This is a genomic window from Pseudomonas sp. (assembly GCF_037994325.1).
Classification (GTDB): Bacteria; Pseudomonadota; Gammaproteobacteria; order Pseudomonadales; family Pseudomonadaceae; genus Aquipseudomonas.
In genome coordinates, this window is record NZ_JBBNAH010000396.1 from 1 (window position 1) to 14,606 (window position 14,606).

General features: G+C 58.6%; 16 protein-coding genes. 14 read left to right on the top strand and 2 right to left on the bottom strand.

Annotated features, from left to right (window positions below; translation table 11 throughout):
* The 14 genes from AAAB16_RS13390 to AAAB16_RS13455 all read left to right on the top strand — a co-directional run.
* Positions 1 to 547 (top strand): FHIPEP family type III secretion protein (locus AAAB16_RS13390; RefSeq protein ID WP_340663769.1); only part of this gene is annotated, 547 nt, incomplete at its 5' end.
* A 15-nt stretch (positions 548 to 562) separates the two neighbouring features.
* Positions 563 to 1,903 (top strand): flagellar biosynthesis protein FlhF, encoded by a 1,341-nt coding sequence (gene flhF / locus AAAB16_RS13395; RefSeq protein WP_340663770.1) that lies wholly within the window; start codon positions 563 to 565, stop codon positions 1,901 to 1,903.
* Between the two features lie 86 nt (positions 1,904 to 1,989).
* The gene (gene fleN / locus AAAB16_RS13400; protein ID WP_110618439.1) at positions 1,990 to 2,829 is read left to right on the top strand and encodes a flagellar synthesis regulator FleN; all 840 of its coding nucleotides are present in this window, start codon (positions 1,990 to 1,992) and stop codon (positions 2,827 to 2,829) included.
* Positions 2,826 to 3,572 (top strand): RNA polymerase sigma factor FliA, encoded by a 747-nt coding sequence (gene fliA, locus AAAB16_RS13405; protein ID WP_177411399.1) that lies wholly within the window; start codon positions 2,826 to 2,828, stop codon positions 3,570 to 3,572. The genes fleN and fliA overlap by 4 nt, the downstream gene beginning before the upstream one ends.
* 84 nt (positions 3,573 to 3,656) lie before the next feature.
* Positions 3,657 to 4,031 (top strand): chemotaxis response regulator CheY, encoded by a 375-nt coding sequence (locus tag AAAB16_RS13410; protein WP_172147048.1) that lies wholly within the window; start codon positions 3,657 to 3,659, stop codon positions 4,029 to 4,031.
* Between the two features lie 19 nt (positions 4,032 to 4,050).
* Positions 4,051 to 4,839 (top strand): protein phosphatase CheZ, encoded by a 789-nt coding sequence (locus tag AAAB16_RS13415; protein WP_340663771.1) that lies wholly within the window; start codon positions 4,051 to 4,053, stop codon positions 4,837 to 4,839.
* 276 nt (positions 4,840 to 5,115) lie between these two features.
* Positions 5,116 to 7,401 (top strand): chemotaxis protein CheA, encoded by a 2,286-nt coding sequence (locus AAAB16_RS13420; protein ID WP_340663772.1) that lies wholly within the window; start codon positions 5,116 to 5,118, stop codon positions 7,399 to 7,401.
* Positions 7,402 to 7,534: 133 nt separating this feature from the next.
* On the top strand, positions 7,535 to 8,671 hold the full coding sequence (locus AAAB16_RS13425; RefSeq protein WP_340663773.1) for a chemotaxis response regulator protein-glutamate methylesterase: 1,137 nt from the start codon (positions 7,535 to 7,537) through the stop codon (positions 8,669 to 8,671).
* The gene (locus tag AAAB16_RS13430; RefSeq protein WP_340663774.1) at positions 8,671 to 9,411 is read left to right on the top strand and encodes a flagellar motor protein; all 741 of its coding nucleotides are present in this window, start codon (positions 8,671 to 8,673) and stop codon (positions 9,409 to 9,411) included. The genes AAAB16_RS13425 and AAAB16_RS13430 overlap by 1 nt, the downstream gene beginning before the upstream one ends.
* A 14-nt stretch (positions 9,412 to 9,425) precedes the next feature.
* The gene (gene motD / locus AAAB16_RS13435) at positions 9,426 to 10,298 is read left to right on the top strand and encodes a flagellar motor protein MotD (protein WP_340663775.1); all 873 of its coding nucleotides are present in this window, start codon (positions 9,426 to 9,428) and stop codon (positions 10,296 to 10,298) included.
* Positions 10,299 to 10,348: 50 nt separating this feature from the next.
* A complete protein-coding gene (locus AAAB16_RS13440; RefSeq protein ID WP_340663776.1) occupies positions 10,349 to 11,137 on the top strand; it encodes a ParA family protein in 789 nt (262 codons plus the stop codon).
* Between the two features lie 88 nt (positions 11,138 to 11,225).
* Positions 11,226 to 12,227, top strand: coding sequence for a CheW domain-containing protein (locus tag AAAB16_RS13445; RefSeq protein WP_340663777.1), 1,002 nt, complete (start codon positions 11,226 to 11,228; stop codon positions 12,225 to 12,227).
* A 94-nt stretch (positions 12,228 to 12,321) separates the two neighbouring features.
* A complete protein-coding gene (locus tag AAAB16_RS13450) occupies positions 12,322 to 12,801 on the top strand; it encodes a chemotaxis protein CheW (RefSeq protein ID WP_110618431.1) in 480 nt (159 codons plus the stop codon).
* 3 nt (positions 12,802 to 12,804) lie between these two features.
* On the top strand, positions 12,805 to 13,209 hold the full coding sequence (locus AAAB16_RS13455; RefSeq protein WP_110618430.1) for a DUF2802 domain-containing protein: 405 nt from the start codon (positions 12,805 to 12,807) through the stop codon (positions 13,207 to 13,209).
* An 87-nt stretch (positions 13,210 to 13,296) separates the two neighbouring features.
* On the opposite strand, the gene AAAB16_RS13460 is transcribed toward AAAB16_RS13455, so the two are convergent.
* Positions 13,297 to 13,629 carry an EscU/YscU/HrcU family type III secretion system export apparatus switch protein gene (locus tag AAAB16_RS13460; protein ID WP_110618429.1) on the bottom strand — a complete coding sequence of 111 codons (333 nt, stop codon included), beginning with the start codon at positions 13,627 to 13,629 and terminating at the stop codon, positions 13,297 to 13,299.
* Positions 13,626 to 14,606, bottom strand: a 981-nt coding sequence (locus AAAB16_RS13465) for a flagellar hook-length control protein FliK (RefSeq protein ID WP_340663778.1), incomplete at its 5' end; no start/stop codon positions are given. The genes AAAB16_RS13465 and AAAB16_RS13460, both read right to left, overlap by 4 nt.

The window sequence follows — 14,606 nt, forward strand, 5'->3', positions numbered from 1 at the left end:
GGCCAAGGCCTCGCCAAAATTGGCAGAAGAGCTGGTGCCTGGCGCGGTGTCGTTGTCGACCTTGCTCAAGGTGTTGCAGTCGTTGCTGCAAGAGCAAGTACCGGTGCGGGATATCCGTTCCATCGCCGAAGCGATTACTAACGTGAAGAGTCAAGATCCCGCCGCCATGGTTGCTGCGGTACGCGTCGCGTTGTCCCGCTCAATCGTGCAAAGCATTGTGGGACTAGAGCCGGAGCTGCCTGTGATCACCTTGGAACCAAGGTTGGAACAGATATTGCTCAACAGTCTTCAGAAGGCCGGTCAAGGCTCCGAGGATGGCATTCTCCTGGAGCCAAGCATGGCCGAGAAGCTGCAGCGGTCCCTGGTGGACGCCGCACAGCGCCAGGAAATGCTCGGCAAGCCAGCGATTCTGCTGGTAGCCGGTCCGGTCCGGGCGATGCTCTCGCGGTTCGCACGGTTGGCAGTACCGACCATGCACGTGTTGGCGTACCAGGAAATCCCAGACAACAAGCAGGTCACCATCGTTGCCACGGTGGGTCAGAACTGAACTGAGGCTTAGGTCATGCAAGTTAAACGCTTTTTCGCCGCCGATATGCGTCAAGTTATGAAATTGGTTCGCGATGAGCTGGGCGCTGATGCGTCCATCATCGGCACTCGCCGGGTTGCAGGGGGCGTGGAACTGACCGCCGCTCTGGACTACCAGGCGCCGATGATTCCTGCCCGTCAGCCTAATCCTGAGTTGGAAGTTGAGCTGCGCCGTACGCAGTCGATGTTGGTCTCGGCTCAAGCTGACCTGGCAACTCGCGTGTCTGGCGAGAAAATGAAAGACGGCCAGCTGTTTGCCAACGAGTCCATTATCGCGCCTGAACTGCCGGCTTCGTTTGTTCGCCCTGAGCGGCCAAAGCCTGCCGCTGCGGCGGTGGCTCCAGCGCCTGCACCGGCGCGGGCGGTGGCAACCGACCAACGCAGCCTGGATGCCATGCGTTTTGAATTGAATGGCCTGCGTGAGCTGATTGAAGTGCAGCTGGGCTCGATGGCCTGGGGGCAAATGCAGAGTCGCCGCCCGCAACAGGCTGCGCTGTGGAAACGTTTGCAGCGTATGGGTCTGCCGGCAGAACTGTCCCGCGTACTGCTGGAGCGCGTGAGCAAAGTGCCTGAGCAGCGTCAGGCCTGGCGCATGATCCTCGCTCACCTGGCCCACGCGATCAAAACGCCAAAAGTCGAAGTGTTGGAGGAGGGGGGTGTAATTGCGCTGGTCGGCCCGGCTGGTATGGGCAAAACCACTACACTGGCAAAAATGGCCGCGCGTTATGTCTTGAAATACGGCGCTCAGCATGTCGCGCTGGTGAGCATGGACAGCTACCGCATTGGTGCCCAAGAGCAACTTAAAACCTTGGGCCGGATTCTCAATGTGTCGGTGACTCAGGTCGACCCAGGTCAGTCCCTGACCCAAGCGCTGGAGCCCCTGGCGCGTAAGCGCGTGGTGTTGATTGATACCGCAGGTTTGCCCGGCAACGACCCGGCGCTGCATATGCAGTTGGAAACCTTGGCTGGTCGTGGGGTCAAATCGAAAAATTATCTGGTTTTGGCTGCTACGAGCCAGAGCCAAGTGCTCAAGGCCGCCTACCATAGCTATAAGCGTTGCGGCTTGAGCGGTTGTATCCTTACCAAGGCCGATGAAGCGACCAGTCTCGGTGAAGTTATAAGTCTGGCTATCAGCCAGCATCTACCGGTAGCCTATCTGGCAGATGGTCCGCGCATTCCAGATGATCTGCATGTGCCGCGCAGTCACCAGTTGGTCAGTCGTGCAGTCAGTCTGCAAGCGCCTCAAGATCCAAGTGAGGATGCGATGGCCGATATGTTCGCCGGCTTGTATCAGAACCCGTCGCGTCGCGCGGGCTAAGCAAGACATGTTTTAACCGTCCAGGCTGCCGTAGGTGACCTGAGCGTAATCAGCCAAGTGGCCCCCGTCAGAGCTAGACAAGGTGTGTGGATAACATGGGTATGCATCCCGTACAGGTGATCGCGGTGACCGGCGGCAAGGGTGGCGTCGGCAAGACCAATGTATCGGTCAATCTTTCCCTGGCCCTGGCTGACCTCGGTCGGCGGGTGATGCTGATGGATGCCGACCTGGGTCTGGCCAACGTTGATGTGCTGCTGGGGCTTACCGCCAAGCGCACATTGGCAGATGTCATCAGTGGCGAGTGCGAACTTCGCGACGTCATTCTGCAAGGTCCGGGCGGGGTGCGTATTGTGCCCGCCGCTTCTGGCACGCAAAGCATGGTGCAGCTCACGCCCATGCAGCACGCTGGCCTGATTCAGGCATTCAGCGATATCAGCGACAACCTCGATGTCTTGGTGATCGACACCGCTGCCGGCATTGGCGATGCGGTGGTGAGTTTTGTGCGCGCCGCGCAGGAAGTGATTGTGGTGGTGTGCGATGAGCCCACTTCCATCACCGACGCCTACGCCCTGATCAAGCTGCTCAACCGTGACCACGGCATGAGTCGTTTCCGCGTTTTGGCCAACATGGCCCACAGCCCACAAGAAGGTCGCAATCTGTTTGCTAAGCTGACCAAGGTGACTGATCGGTTCCTTGACGTTGCCTTGCAGTATGTCGGCGCCGTGCCTTACGACGAGTCGGTACGCAAGGCAGTGCAGAAGCAACGAGCAGTTTATGAGGCCTTCCCTCGCTCCAAGTGCGCTTTGGCTTTCAAGGCAATCGCACAGAAGGTCGACACTTGGCCGCTACCAGCCAATCCGCGCGGACACCTGGAGTTCTTCGTGGAGCGTTTGGTTCAGCAACCGCTTGCTGATACGGCCGTATGACATCAGGCAATGGGCTCCGTATGTATAGCAAGGCACAGGCGCAGGACTCCCAGCACCAGTTGATCGAGCGTTACGCCCCTTTGGTGAAACGCATCGCCTACCACTTGTTGGCACGGTTGCCGGCAAGTGTGCAGGTGGAAGATCTTATTCAGGCCGGCATGATTGGCCTGCTCGAAGCCTCAAAAAAATACGACTCCAGCAAAGGCGCCAGTTTTGAAACTTTCGCTGGCATTCGCATACGCGGATCTATGCTGGATGAAGTACGTAAAGGCGATTGGGCACCTCGTTCGGTGCATCGCAATAGTCGGATGGTCAGTGACGCAATCCGAAAAATTGAAGCCAGAACAGGCAGAGACGCTAAAGATCAAGAAGTTGCGGCCGAACTCCAATTGAGTCTCGAGGATTACTACGGCATTCTTGGCGACACTTTAGGCAGTCGCCTGTTCAGTTTCGACGATCTGTTGCAAGACGGCGAACATACAGGTCTGCGTGAAGACGCTGGCATTACCCACTTCGAGCCCTCGCGCGATCTGGAAGACGACCGTTTCCAATCGGCATTGGCAGCGGCCATCTCTGGCTTGCCGGAGCGTGAACAGTTGGTGTTGTCGCTGTATTACGACGAAGAACTGAATCTCAAGGAAATTGGCGAAGTGCTGGGGGTCAGCGAGTCGCGGGTCAGCCAGTTGCATAGCCAGTGTGCCGCTCGTTTGCGTGCACGCTTGAGCGAGTGGCGCGCGAGCTGAGCGGTACTGCCAGTTTCTCGATTCAACGCGTATCCAGGTGCTGGGTGCGTTTAGGACTGTACGGAGGTCGACTTGGACAAAAACATGAAAATCCTCATCGTTGACGACTTCTCAACGATGCGACGGATCATCAAGAACCTCTTGCGTGACTTGGGATTTACCAACACCGCTGAGGCAGATGACGGAACCACGGCTCTACCCATGCTGCACAGCGGTAGCTTCGACTTTCTCGTAACTGACTGGAACATGCCGGGTATGACCGGTATTGACCTATTGCGCGCGGTTCGCGCCGATGACCGTCTCAAGCACCTACCGGTGCTGATGGTTACCGCCGAAGCCAAGCGCGACCAGATTATTGAAGCGGCGCAAGCCGGGGTGAATGGCTATGTTGTTAAGCCTTTCACGGCCCAGGTGCTGAAAGAGAAGATCGAAAAAATCTTCGAGCGTGTTAACGGCTGATATCGGCCGTGGGGGCATTATGGCGCACGACGATCTACCCATGGGCGACCTTGAGTCGTCCCTAAAAACCAATGCCCGTGAGCTCGTTGAGAGCCTTGAGAAAGGTAATTTTGGCGAGGCGGTGCAACTGATCCATGAGCTCAATAAAGTTCGTGACCGTGGGCTCTACCACGAAGTGGGAAAACTGACGCGTGAGCTGCACAACGCCATCGTCAACTTTCAACTCGACCCACGCGTACCGCACGCCAAGGAAGTGTCGCAAATCACCGACGCCACCGAACGCCTGAACTATGTCGTGACGATGACCGAGAAAGCGGCCAATCGCACCATGGATCTGGTCGAGCAGAGTGCGCCGCTGGTAAACGACCTGCATTCCGAAGCGGGCACGCTAAGCGCCGACTGGAGCCGTTTTATGCGCCGCGAGCTCGGCGCTGAAGCGTTCCGTGAGTTGGCGAAGCGCATCGAATTGTTCCTGGCCAATAGCGAGCGCGACAGCGCGAAGTTGTCCGGCCATCTCAACGACATTCTGCTGGCGCAGGATTACCAAGACCTCACCGGTCAGGTAATCAAGCGGGTAACCCAGTTGGTCACGGAAGTGGAAAGCAACCTGCTGAAACTGGTGCTGATGGCCAGCCAAGTGGATCGTTTTGCCGGTATTGAGCACGACCATGCAGTACTACGTGCTGAACAAGAAAAAGAAAAAGAGCCTTCTCGTGGTGAAGGTCCGCAGATTCATGCCGATAAGCGTGAAGACGTCGCCTCCAATCAAGACGATGTAGACGATCTGCTATCCAGTCTAGGGTTTTAGGATCTGTTGACGTTTCGTTGCGGCCGCGACGACGGCCCGTTTGACGCAGAACAAGGCACGAGGAGAGAAGTTTGGTCATTCCAAATGAACGACGAGTAACGCAGAGCTGCGTCAAACGGGCCTCGTCCCTGCGGGTTGCGCAGCAAATGACGTCAGGCTGCGTTGTGCGATTTGCCAAGGGTTGGCCCTTGGCGGCATCCCACGCCTTGCCTGACGTCATTTGATGCGCAACGCGGCTCGCAACGAAACGTCAACAGATCCTCAGGGAGCACACAGATGAGCTTCGGCGCCGATGAAGAAATCCTCCAGGACTTCCTGGTAGAGGCCGGCGAAATTCTTGAGCAGCTATCGGAACAACTGGTCGAGCTGGAAAGCCGCCCGGATGACTCCAATCTGCTCAACGCGATTTTCCGCGGTTTCCATACCGTCAAAGGTGGCGCCGGCTTCCTCCAGCTCAATGAGCTGGTGGAGTGCTGTCACATCGCCGAAAACGTGTTCGACATCCTGCGTAAGGGGGAGCGGCGCGTTGACTCGGAGCTGATGGACGTCGTCCTCGAAGCGTTGGACGCGGTCAACGGCATGTTCTCCGAAGTGCGCGAACGCACGACTCCTACCCCTGCATCGCCTGAGCTGCTGGCTGCGCTATCGCGCTTGGCCGAGCCGCAGAGCGCTGCAGAGTTGGCCAGTGCTGCCGAGCCAGCAGCAGAGCCCGAAGCTGAACCAGAGCCTGAACCGGAAGTGGCGCATGCCCCTGCCGCCTCCTCGGGGGATATCACCGACAGTGAGTTCGAGCAGTTGCTCGATGCTCTGCACGATGAGCCCAAAGCGCCGGTTGCCGCCTCTAGCAGCGACGAAATTACCGACGATGAATTCGAATCGCTGCTTGACCAGTTACACGGCAAAGGTCAGTTCGCAGCTGCCGCAGCGTCTCCTGCGCCGGCAGCAGCTGTCAGTGCGCCTGCCGCCAGTGCCGCGCCTGCGGCCGCCGGTGGTGGCGATGAAATCACAGACGATGAATTCGAAGCGTTGCTGGATCAGTTGCATGGCAAAGGCAAGTTTGTCGAGCCGACCGCGGCTCCTGCTGCTCCGGCACCCGCTCCAGTAGCGGCGGCCGCTCCCGCTGCCAGCGGCAGTGGCGACAACATCACCGATGACGAATTTGAAGCGTTGCTTGACCAATTGCATGGCCAGGGCAAATTCGTTGAGCCGGCTGCTCAGGCGCCGTTGCCTGCTGCTGCCAAGCCTGCCGCGCCAGCGGCCAAACCTGCGGCTAAGGCTGAGCCGGCGAAAGCCGAACCGGCCAAACCTGCTCCCGCTGCTAAAGCGGCACCAGCACCGGCACCGACGCCAGTCGCAGCGCCTGCGGCCGCGGAAAAGGCCGGCCCAGCCAGCGAAGCGGAAACCACTGTACGGGTCGATACCGCGCGCCTGGACGAGATCATGAATATGGTCGGCGAGCTGGTGCTGGTGCGTAACCGCTTGGTGCGTCTGGGCTTGAATAGCGGCGACGAGAATATGTCCAAGGCCGTCTCCAACCTCGATGTAGTGACTGCCGATCTGCAAACTGCGGTGATGAAAACCCGCATGCAGCCGATCAAAAAAGTCTTCGGCCGCTTCCCGCGCTTGGTTCGTGATCTGGCGCGTAGCCTGAAAAAAGAGATCAACCTGGAGCTGGTCGGCGAAGAAACCGACCTCGACAAAAACCTGGTGGAGGCCTTGGCCGATCCGTTGGTGCACTTGGTGCGCAACTCGGTGGACCACGGTATCGAGTCACCAGAAAAACGCGAAGCAGCGGGCAAGAGTCGTGGCGGCAAAATCGTGTTGTCGGCGCAGCAAGAGGGTGACCATATCCTGTTGTCGATCTCCGATGACGGCAACGGCATGGACCCCGACGTGTTGCGTGCCAAGGCAGTCGAGAAGGGTGTGTTGGATAAGGACGCCGCCGACCGCCTGAGCGAAGCCGAATGCTACAACCTGATTTTCGCTCCGGGCTTCTCGACCAAAACTGAGATCTCCGATGTGTCCGGTCGTGGTGTGGGCATGGATGTGGTGAAAACCAAAATCTCCCAGCTCAACGGCATCATCAACATCTACTCGGCCAAGGGCCAGGGCACCAAGATTGTCATCAAGGTTCCGTTAACCCTGGCGATCATGCCGACCCTGATGGTTATGCTCGGCAACCAGGCTTTTGCATTCCCGCTGGTCAACGTCAACGAGATCTTCCACCTCGACCTTTCGCGCACCAACGTGGTCGACGGTCAGGAAGTGGTGATCGTGCGCGACAAGGCACTGCCGCTGTTCTACCTCAAGCGTTGGCTGGTCAGCAGCGCCCTGCACGAAGAGCAGCATGAAGGGCATGTGGTGATTTTGTCGGTGGGCACCCAGCGGATTGGCTTTGTCGTCGATCAACTGGTGGGCCAGGAAGAGGTGGTAATTAAGCCGCTGGGCAAAATGCTGCAGGGCACCCCAGGGATGTCTGGCGCTACCATCACCGGCGATGGGCGTATTGCCCTGATTCTGGATGTGCCGAGCATGCTCAAGCGTTACGCACGCCGAATCTGATGTGGCGTGTCACTACGCGTGAAGATAGCAGGGGGCGTGACATTTACGCGGTGTAAATAACCCCTTCGCCTGCTTCGCGCAGCACCAAGCTCGATGGCCCACCGGGGCCTCGGGCGGGTTCAAAGGAGCGGTTATGGCAGTTAAGGTTTTGGTAGTGGACGATTCCGGCTTTTTCCGCCGGCGTGTTTCGGAGATTCTCTCCGCCGATTCGAATATCCAGGTCGTCGGCACTGCCACCAATGGTCGTGAAGCAATCGATCAGGCCCTGGCCCTCAAGCCTGACGTGATCACCATGGACTACGAAATGCCGATGATGGATGGCATCACTGCCGTGCGTCATATCATGCAGCGTTGTCCAACGCCGGTACTGATGTTCTCCTCCCTTACCCATGAAGGCGCGCGCGTAACCCTCGATGCGCTCGACGCGGGTGCGGTAGATTTTCTGCCGAAGAACTTTGAAGACATCTCCCGCAACCCCGAGAAGGTCAAACAACTTCTGTGCGAGAAGGTGCATACCATCGCACGCAGTAACCGTCGTTACAGCGGCTTACCAAGCGTCGCACCGGCACCGGCACCAGCTGCCGCACCCGCTCCGGCCCACGCTCCGGCGACCAGTAGTGCCCCGACTCGACCTGCGCCTGCTACGCCACGCCCAACCGCGGCGGCACCGGCTCATGCGCCAACATCAAGCGCCGCGCCCAAGCGCAAACCCTACAAACTCCTGGCGATCGGCACCTCCACTGGCGGCCCGGTTGCGTTGCAGCGCGTATTAACTCAACTGCCGGCTAACTTCCCTGCGCCCATTGTGCTGATCCAGCACATGCCGGCGGCCTTTACCAAAGCCTTTGCCGAGCGGTTGGACAAGCTGTGCCGTATCAGCGTCAAGGAAGCCGAAGACGGCGATCAGCTGCGTCCCGGCCTGGCTCTGTTGGCACCTGGCGGTAAGCAGATGATGGTCGATGGCCGTGGTACGGTAAAAATTCTGCCCGGTGACGAGCGCTTGAATTACCGTCCCTGTGTCGACATTACGTTTGGCTCTGCCTCCAAGGCCTACGGCGACAAAGTGTTGGCTGTGGTGCTCACTGGCATGGGCGCTGATGGCCGCGAAGGCGCACGTTTGCTCAAGCAAAGCGGCAGCCAGGTGTGGGCGCAGGATGAGGCCAGTTGTGTGATTTACGGAATGCCTATGGCCATCGTCAAAGCCAATTTGGCCGACGCGGTTTACAGCCTTGATGACATCGGTCGACACCTGGTGGAGGCCTGTGTCTGATGGATGTACTCAGCCTTATCGGGGTGATTTTGGCGTGTGTTGCCATTCTGGGGGGCAACTACCTGGAAGGCGGCCATGTCGGTGCGCTGATTAATGGTCCGGCATTTTTGATTGTGGTGGGCGGCACCTTGGGCGCGGCGTTTTTGCAGACGCCAATGACCGTGTTCAAGCGCTCGCTGATCATCGTGCGCTGGATTATTTTTCCACCACGTATCGACCTGGCGGGCGGCATCAATCGGGTGGTTGGCTGGAGCCAGACGGCACGTAAAGAAGGCTTGCTGGGCCTGGAAGCGGTGGCGGATGTCGAACCCGACCCGTATGCGCGCAAAGGCTTACAACTGCTGGTAGATGGCGCTGAGCCTGAGGCTATCCGCAGCATTCTTGAGGTTGATCTCTACACCCAGGAAGGCCGCGATATCCAGGCCGCCAAAGTGTTCGACAGCATGGGCGGTTACTCGCCCACCATCGGCATCATTGGTGCGGTGATGGGGCTTATTCATGTAATGGGCAACCTGGCTGACCCGAGCATGCTTGGCAGCGGGATCGCCGTTGCTTTTGTCGCCACCATTTACGGTGTGGCGTTCGCCAACCTGTTGCTGTTGCCAGTAGGCAACAAGCTCAAAGCCATTGCCTTGCGTCAGTCGCGTTACCGGGAAATGCTCCTGGAAGGAATTCTCTCCATTGCCGAAGGGGAAAATCCGCGCTCGATCGAGCTCAAGCTGCAAGGCTTCATGGACTAAAGGTCTGGCGATATATGGCCCGTCGGCGGCACCAGGAAGAGCACGAAAATCACGAACGTTGGCTGGTGTCCTACGCAGACTTCATCACCTTGTTGTTCGCCTTCTTTGTGGTGATGTATTCGATCTCATCGATCAACGAGGGTAAGTACAAAATTCTGTCCGATAGCTTGGTCGGCGCGTTCAATCAGCCAGACCGGGCGATCAAGCCGATACCAGTGGGTGATGAGCGGCCGCTGACCACTGAGCCGGAAAGGCCGTTGGATCAAGATACACCGGCCGGCGAGGACCCAAGCAAAGCGCTGCAAGAAATCAGTGATGCGGTGAAAGCGGCGTTTGGTGACCTGATCAAGAGTGACCAGTTGACCGTGCGCGGTAACGAGTTGTGGATCGAAATCGAGCTGAATTCCAGCTTGCTGTTTCCCAGCGGCGATGCGATTCCCAACGATACGGCGTTCACCATTATCGAAAAGGTTGCCAAAATTCTGGCGCCTTACGAGAATCCCATTCATGTGGAAGGGTTCACAGATAATCTTCCGATTAAAACCGCGCAGTTTCCTACGAACTGGGAGCTGTCAACGGCGCGGGCAGCTAGCATTGTAAGAATGATGGCCATGGATGGCGTAAACGCCGGGCGCTTGGCTGCGGTGGGTTATGGAGAGTTTCAGCCGATTGCGGATAACGCCACGGCAGAGGGAAGAGCGCGCAATCGCCGGGTGGTGCTGGTGGTGTCACGCAACTTGGATGTGCGACGCAGTGTAAGTGGTGTGGGAAGTGCCCATGCTCAGCCCGATGCCGCTTTAGAGCGGGCTGGCACACAACCTGCACCAGTGCCAGCGGTGCAGCCGCCTGCGGGCGGTGCTGTCAATTCCCCGTCGCCGACCCCTTAGGTTGGCGCTTGTTCTCGGTAAGCCCTTGCTGCACCGGGAGGATAACGAACATGAGAGTCTGGGCAGTAGCCAATCAAAAAGGTGGTGTCGGTAAGACCACCACAAGCATCGCACTGGCGGGCCTGCTGGCTGATGCTGGCAAGCGCGTGGTTGTGGTCGATCTTGATCCACATGGCTCCATGACGAGCTATTTCGGGCACGACCCCGATTCGCTGGAGCACAGTGCCTTCGATCTGTTCCAGCATGGCGGCAACGTGCCGCAAGGCCTGCCTGGACAACTGCTATTGCCTACCAGCCATCAATCCATCTCCCTGATGCCGTCGAGCACCGCCTTGGCCACCCTTGAGCGCCAGTCGCCTGGGCAGAGTGGCCTGGGTCTGGTGATCGCGAAAAGTCTGGCGCAGCTGTGGGACGATTTCGACCACGCCATTATCGACAGCCCGCCCTTGCTCGGTGTGCTGATGGTTAACGCCCTGGCTGCCAGCCAGCAGTTGGCGATTCCGGTGCAGACCGAGTTTCTCGCGGTAAAAGGCTTGGAGCGTATGGTCAGCACCCTGGCGATGATCAACCGCTCGCGTAAACAGGCGTTGCCGTACACCATCGTGCCTACCCTGTTCGACCGCCGTACCCAGGCCTCGCTTACTACCCTGCGTACGTTGCGCAACACCTATCCGGATCACTTGTGGCCGGCCTATATCCCGGTCGATACCCGTTTGCGCGACGCCAGTCGGGCTGGGCTGACGCCTTCACAGTTTGATGACAAAAGCCGTGGTGTGCTGGCTTATCGGGCGTTGCTCAAACATATGCTCAGCAATGAATTAGCGGCGCAGGTCGCATGACCATGGTGTTTTTTGCTATCAAGGCTGACTCAAGTACGCGGCAGATGCTGCCGATACAGCAGTCAGTAAATTCTTACGGGTTTTATCTATGAGTCGTCCTACAGCAACCGCTACGCGCCCGCAGCTGGCCTTGCAGTCCTATCTGGACGGCCTGCTGCAGGAAGCGGCTGCCGAATTGGCCGACTTGGCTGTGCCTGAGCCCGTTCGCACGGTAGTTGCCCCTGTTGTCGCGCGCCCCGTAGCCGTTGCGCCCGCACCTGTTGCCGCACCCGCTCCGGTGATCACCGATGACGCCATTTCCCTGGATGAATTCGAAGCTGCTGTGCTTGAAGAGCAGGTACGCGATGCGCGTCTGCACGCTCCCGTCGCTGCGCCCAAGCCAACTGCGGTAATGCTTGAACGGCCGACGCTGGTATTGCCGACTCTGGAAATGTCCAAGCCGCTGCTGATGCCGACCTTGCTGGTCGAGCCTGAGCCGGTAGTCGCCAAGGCGCTGGAGAAAACCGTTGAAAAGCCTGTGGTGCTCGCGCCACCGGTAGTCGAGTCGATTGTTGCCCAGCAAATCCAAAACGATATGGCGCCCACGCCGCCGCCTTTGCAGTTGGAAGGTCAGCCAACCTGGGGCGAAGAGCCGTTTGAATGCCTGTTGTTCGACGTTGCCGGCCTGACGTTGGCCGTGCCCTTGGTATGCCTGGGCTCGATTTATCCTCTGGTGGGCCAGGAGCTAACGCCATTATTTGGCCAGCCCGACTGGTTCCTCGGTATTCTCCCGTGCCAAGCTGGCAACCTGCGGGTGTTGGACACCGCGCGTTGGGTAATGCCCGACCGTTATCGCGATGATTTTCGCCAGGGCTTGCAGTATGTGATTTCCGTGCAAGGCTACGAGTGGGGGCTGGCGGTTCATCAAGTCAGCCGTTCGATTCGCCTGGACCCTAAAGAGGTCAAGTGGCGCACCCAGCGTAGCCAGCGTCCGTGGTTGGCCGGCACGGTAATCGAGCATATGTGTGCATTGGTAGATGTGGCCGTGTTGGCCGAGCTGATCGCCAGCGGCGCGTCCAAACGCATCGGGGCCGATGGCCGGGTACATTGATTGAATGATTGAACAGCCTCGCCAGTGCGAGGCTTTATGCTAAACAGCGGGGCAACCCGTATGCCGCTTAAGCGGTTTTGATGAGGTTAGGGATATGAAGAAATCGTCTGCGCAAGGTTCCGAAGATCCCATTTTGCAGTGGGTGACGTTCCGTCTGGATAACGAAACCTACGGCATCAATGTGATGCAGGTTCAGGAAGTGCTGCGTTACACCGAGATCGCTCCGGTGCCCGGTGCCCCAAGCTATGTGCTGGGCATCATCAACCTGCGCGGCAACGTGGTGACTGTGATCGACACCCGCCAGCGCTTCGGCCTGGATTCCGGTTCGGTAACCGACAACACCCGTATCGTCATCATCGAAGCTGACAAGCAAGTGGTTGGCATCATGGTCGACAGCGTTGCTGAAGTGGTTTACCTGCGTCAGTCGGAAGTGGAAACCGCGCCTAACGTCGGCAACGACGAGTCGGCCAAGTTCATCCAGGGCGTGTGCAACAAGAACGGCGAGCTGCTGATTCTGGTTGAGCTCGACAAGATGATGTCCGAAGAAGAATGGTCCGAACTGGAGAGCATCTGACCCATGCTCGACGTCGCGCTGTTGGTGCTGGCCCTGGCTTGCGTTTCGCTGGGCGGCACTTGCATCTGGCTGGCCGGGCGGCAGCGCGAATTTGTTCGCCAGTTTGAGCACCAGGCGCAGCGCGATGCGTTGCGCGACCAAGCCATCAAAGAACTGAAAAAGCGTTTGGATACCTACCTCACCGGTAGCATCCGCATGGGCGAAGAGCTGTACGAATTGCGCCGCACCGTGGCGCCGATTCCGGACAAGCTAACCCAGATTGAACAGCGCGACCCCAGCAATCTCTCCTTCACCCAGGCCGCGCGGTTGGTCGGTTTGGGGGCCAGTGTTGACGACCTGACCCAATCCTGTGGTTTGAGCCGCGCCGAAGCCGAACTGGTCAGCAAACTTCATCAAGCCAAACGCTGAGCCCCCGATACCCGCGGTCCGTAGGGTGTGCTGCTTGCCCCTTGCGATCACGCGGAATTCCGCTGGTGCGCATGGCACACCCTTGGGTTAATCGAGTAACGGCTGCGGGGTACGCGGGGTTACATCCTTCTCGCCGCCATCATCCGGGGTAAAGCCTTCTGGGCATTTGCCTTTCAGGTACCAGGCAAAGGCGATGATTTCGGCGATGCTTTTGTACAGTTCCTCGGGTATCGCATCGCCCAATTCCATACGCGCCAGTAGCCGCACCAAGTCGGCGTTTTCGTAGATCGGCACTTCATATTCGCGGGCAATCGCCAAAATGGCTTCGGCCAGTTCGTCGTCGCCTTTGGCGGTGAGGTTCGGCGCGCTCTGGCCGTCGTAGCTCAGGGCAATGGCCTGGCGGGGGGCTTCGCGTTTCATGCTTTGTCGTCAATCCAGCGTTGTTCAAGGGTCGTGCGCGGGCCCTGCGGGGGCAGGCCTTGTGCGCATTCAAGATCGCCAACGTTAAGGCCGGCGGCGGTCAAGCGGTCGCGCAAGGTACCCAGCTCTCTGTCGATCAACTGCACGGTGCTGGCCTTTTCGGCCCAAAGCTGGCTGGTCAGCGCGCCACGTGCCAACTGCGCTTGCACTTGCAGAGGACCTAGCGGCGACAAGTCAAAGGCCAGTTCGATACGCCACACCGGCTCTTGCTGACCTTTCTTGGCCCCTTTGCCAGTGTTTTTTTCCTGGGCTTCTTCTTCGCGTTGCAGCTTGAGTTGCAGTGGCACCAAATCCTGCTGGTTGCGCATCGGCACTTCCATTTGCCAGGTGGTGAGCAGGGTGCCTTCGGGCGTCAGTTGGCTTTGCGCGAGGCTCGATAGCTGGTGCGTTTGCAACCTTGAAACGGCGGCCGCCGCGAGTTTTAGCAGGCCCTCGAGGTCGTTTTCTTTCTCCAATTCCTGCTGCAATTTGGTTGGCAGGGGAAAGCTCAGGCCTTGCTGCTTAGCGCCGGTCTGGCCGAGTGCGCCGAGGGCATTGCGCAGAAACACCGGCAGCGCCTGGCCGAGATTGCCGCCGATGGTATTGGGGTTGATCGAGGTGCCAGTGGGCAGCGCTGGCAGAATCTGGGCGATCAAGCGCAAGAGGTTGGCTTTCATATCCTGCGGCAAGCCAGCAGCGTTACCGCTGAGTAGCTTGGCCTCGAGAAACATGCCGCTTTTCTCCAGGGCCTGGGACAGACCTTTGGAGTCGCTGAGCTGAGCGCCATCGGGGAGGGAACCGAGCAGTTTGTCGATGCTGCCGCGTATACCGTCGGGCAAACCTTTTTTGCCGCTGAGGCCTTGCAGCGATTTCAGCAGACCTTCCAGTGAGCCTTGGCGGGTTTGCTGGTTGCCCAACTGCTGCGCTAGCTCTAACTG

What these genes read in the sequence shown, in the direction of transcription:
- flhF (WP_340663770.1), top strand. Translation starts at nt 563, where the DNA reads ATGCAAGTTAAACGCTTTTTCGCCGCCGATATGCGTCAAGTTATGAAA.
- fliA (WP_177411399.1), top strand. Translation starts at nt 2,826, where the DNA reads ATGACATCAGGCAATGGGCTCCGTATGTATAGCAAGGCACAGGCGCAG.
- AAAB16_RS13410 (WP_172147048.1), top strand. Translation starts at nt 3,657, where the DNA reads ATGAAAATCCTCATCGTTGACGACTTCTCAACGATGCGACGGATCATC.
- AAAB16_RS13415 (WP_340663771.1), top strand. Translation starts at nt 4,051, where the DNA reads ATGGCGCACGACGATCTACCCATGGGCGACCTTGAGTCGTCCCTAAAA.
- AAAB16_RS13420 (WP_340663772.1), top strand. Translation starts at nt 5,116, where the DNA reads ATGAGCTTCGGCGCCGATGAAGAAATCCTCCAGGACTTCCTGGTAGAG.
- AAAB16_RS13425 (WP_340663773.1), top strand. Translation starts at nt 7,535, where the DNA reads ATGGCAGTTAAGGTTTTGGTAGTGGACGATTCCGGCTTTTTCCGCCGG.
- AAAB16_RS13430 (WP_340663774.1), top strand. Translation starts at nt 8,671, where the DNA reads ATGGATGTACTCAGCCTTATCGGGGTGATTTTGGCGTGTGTTGCCATT.
- motD (WP_340663775.1), top strand. Translation starts at nt 9,426, where the DNA reads ATGGCCCGTCGGCGGCACCAGGAAGAGCACGAAAATCACGAACGTTGG.
- AAAB16_RS13440 (WP_340663776.1), top strand. Translation starts at nt 10,349, where the DNA reads ATGAGAGTCTGGGCAGTAGCCAATCAAAAAGGTGGTGTCGGTAAGACC.
- AAAB16_RS13445 (WP_340663777.1), top strand. Translation starts at nt 11,226, where the DNA reads ATGAGTCGTCCTACAGCAACCGCTACGCGCCCGCAGCTGGCCTTGCAG.
- AAAB16_RS13450 (WP_110618431.1), top strand. Translation starts at nt 12,322, where the DNA reads ATGAAGAAATCGTCTGCGCAAGGTTCCGAAGATCCCATTTTGCAGTGG.
- AAAB16_RS13455 (WP_110618430.1), top strand. Translation starts at nt 12,805, where the DNA reads ATGCTCGACGTCGCGCTGTTGGTGCTGGCCCTGGCTTGCGTTTCGCTG.
- AAAB16_RS13460 (WP_110618429.1), bottom strand. Translation starts at nt 13,629, where the DNA reads ATGAAACGCGAAGCCCCCCGCCAGGCCATTGCCCTGAGCTACGACGGC.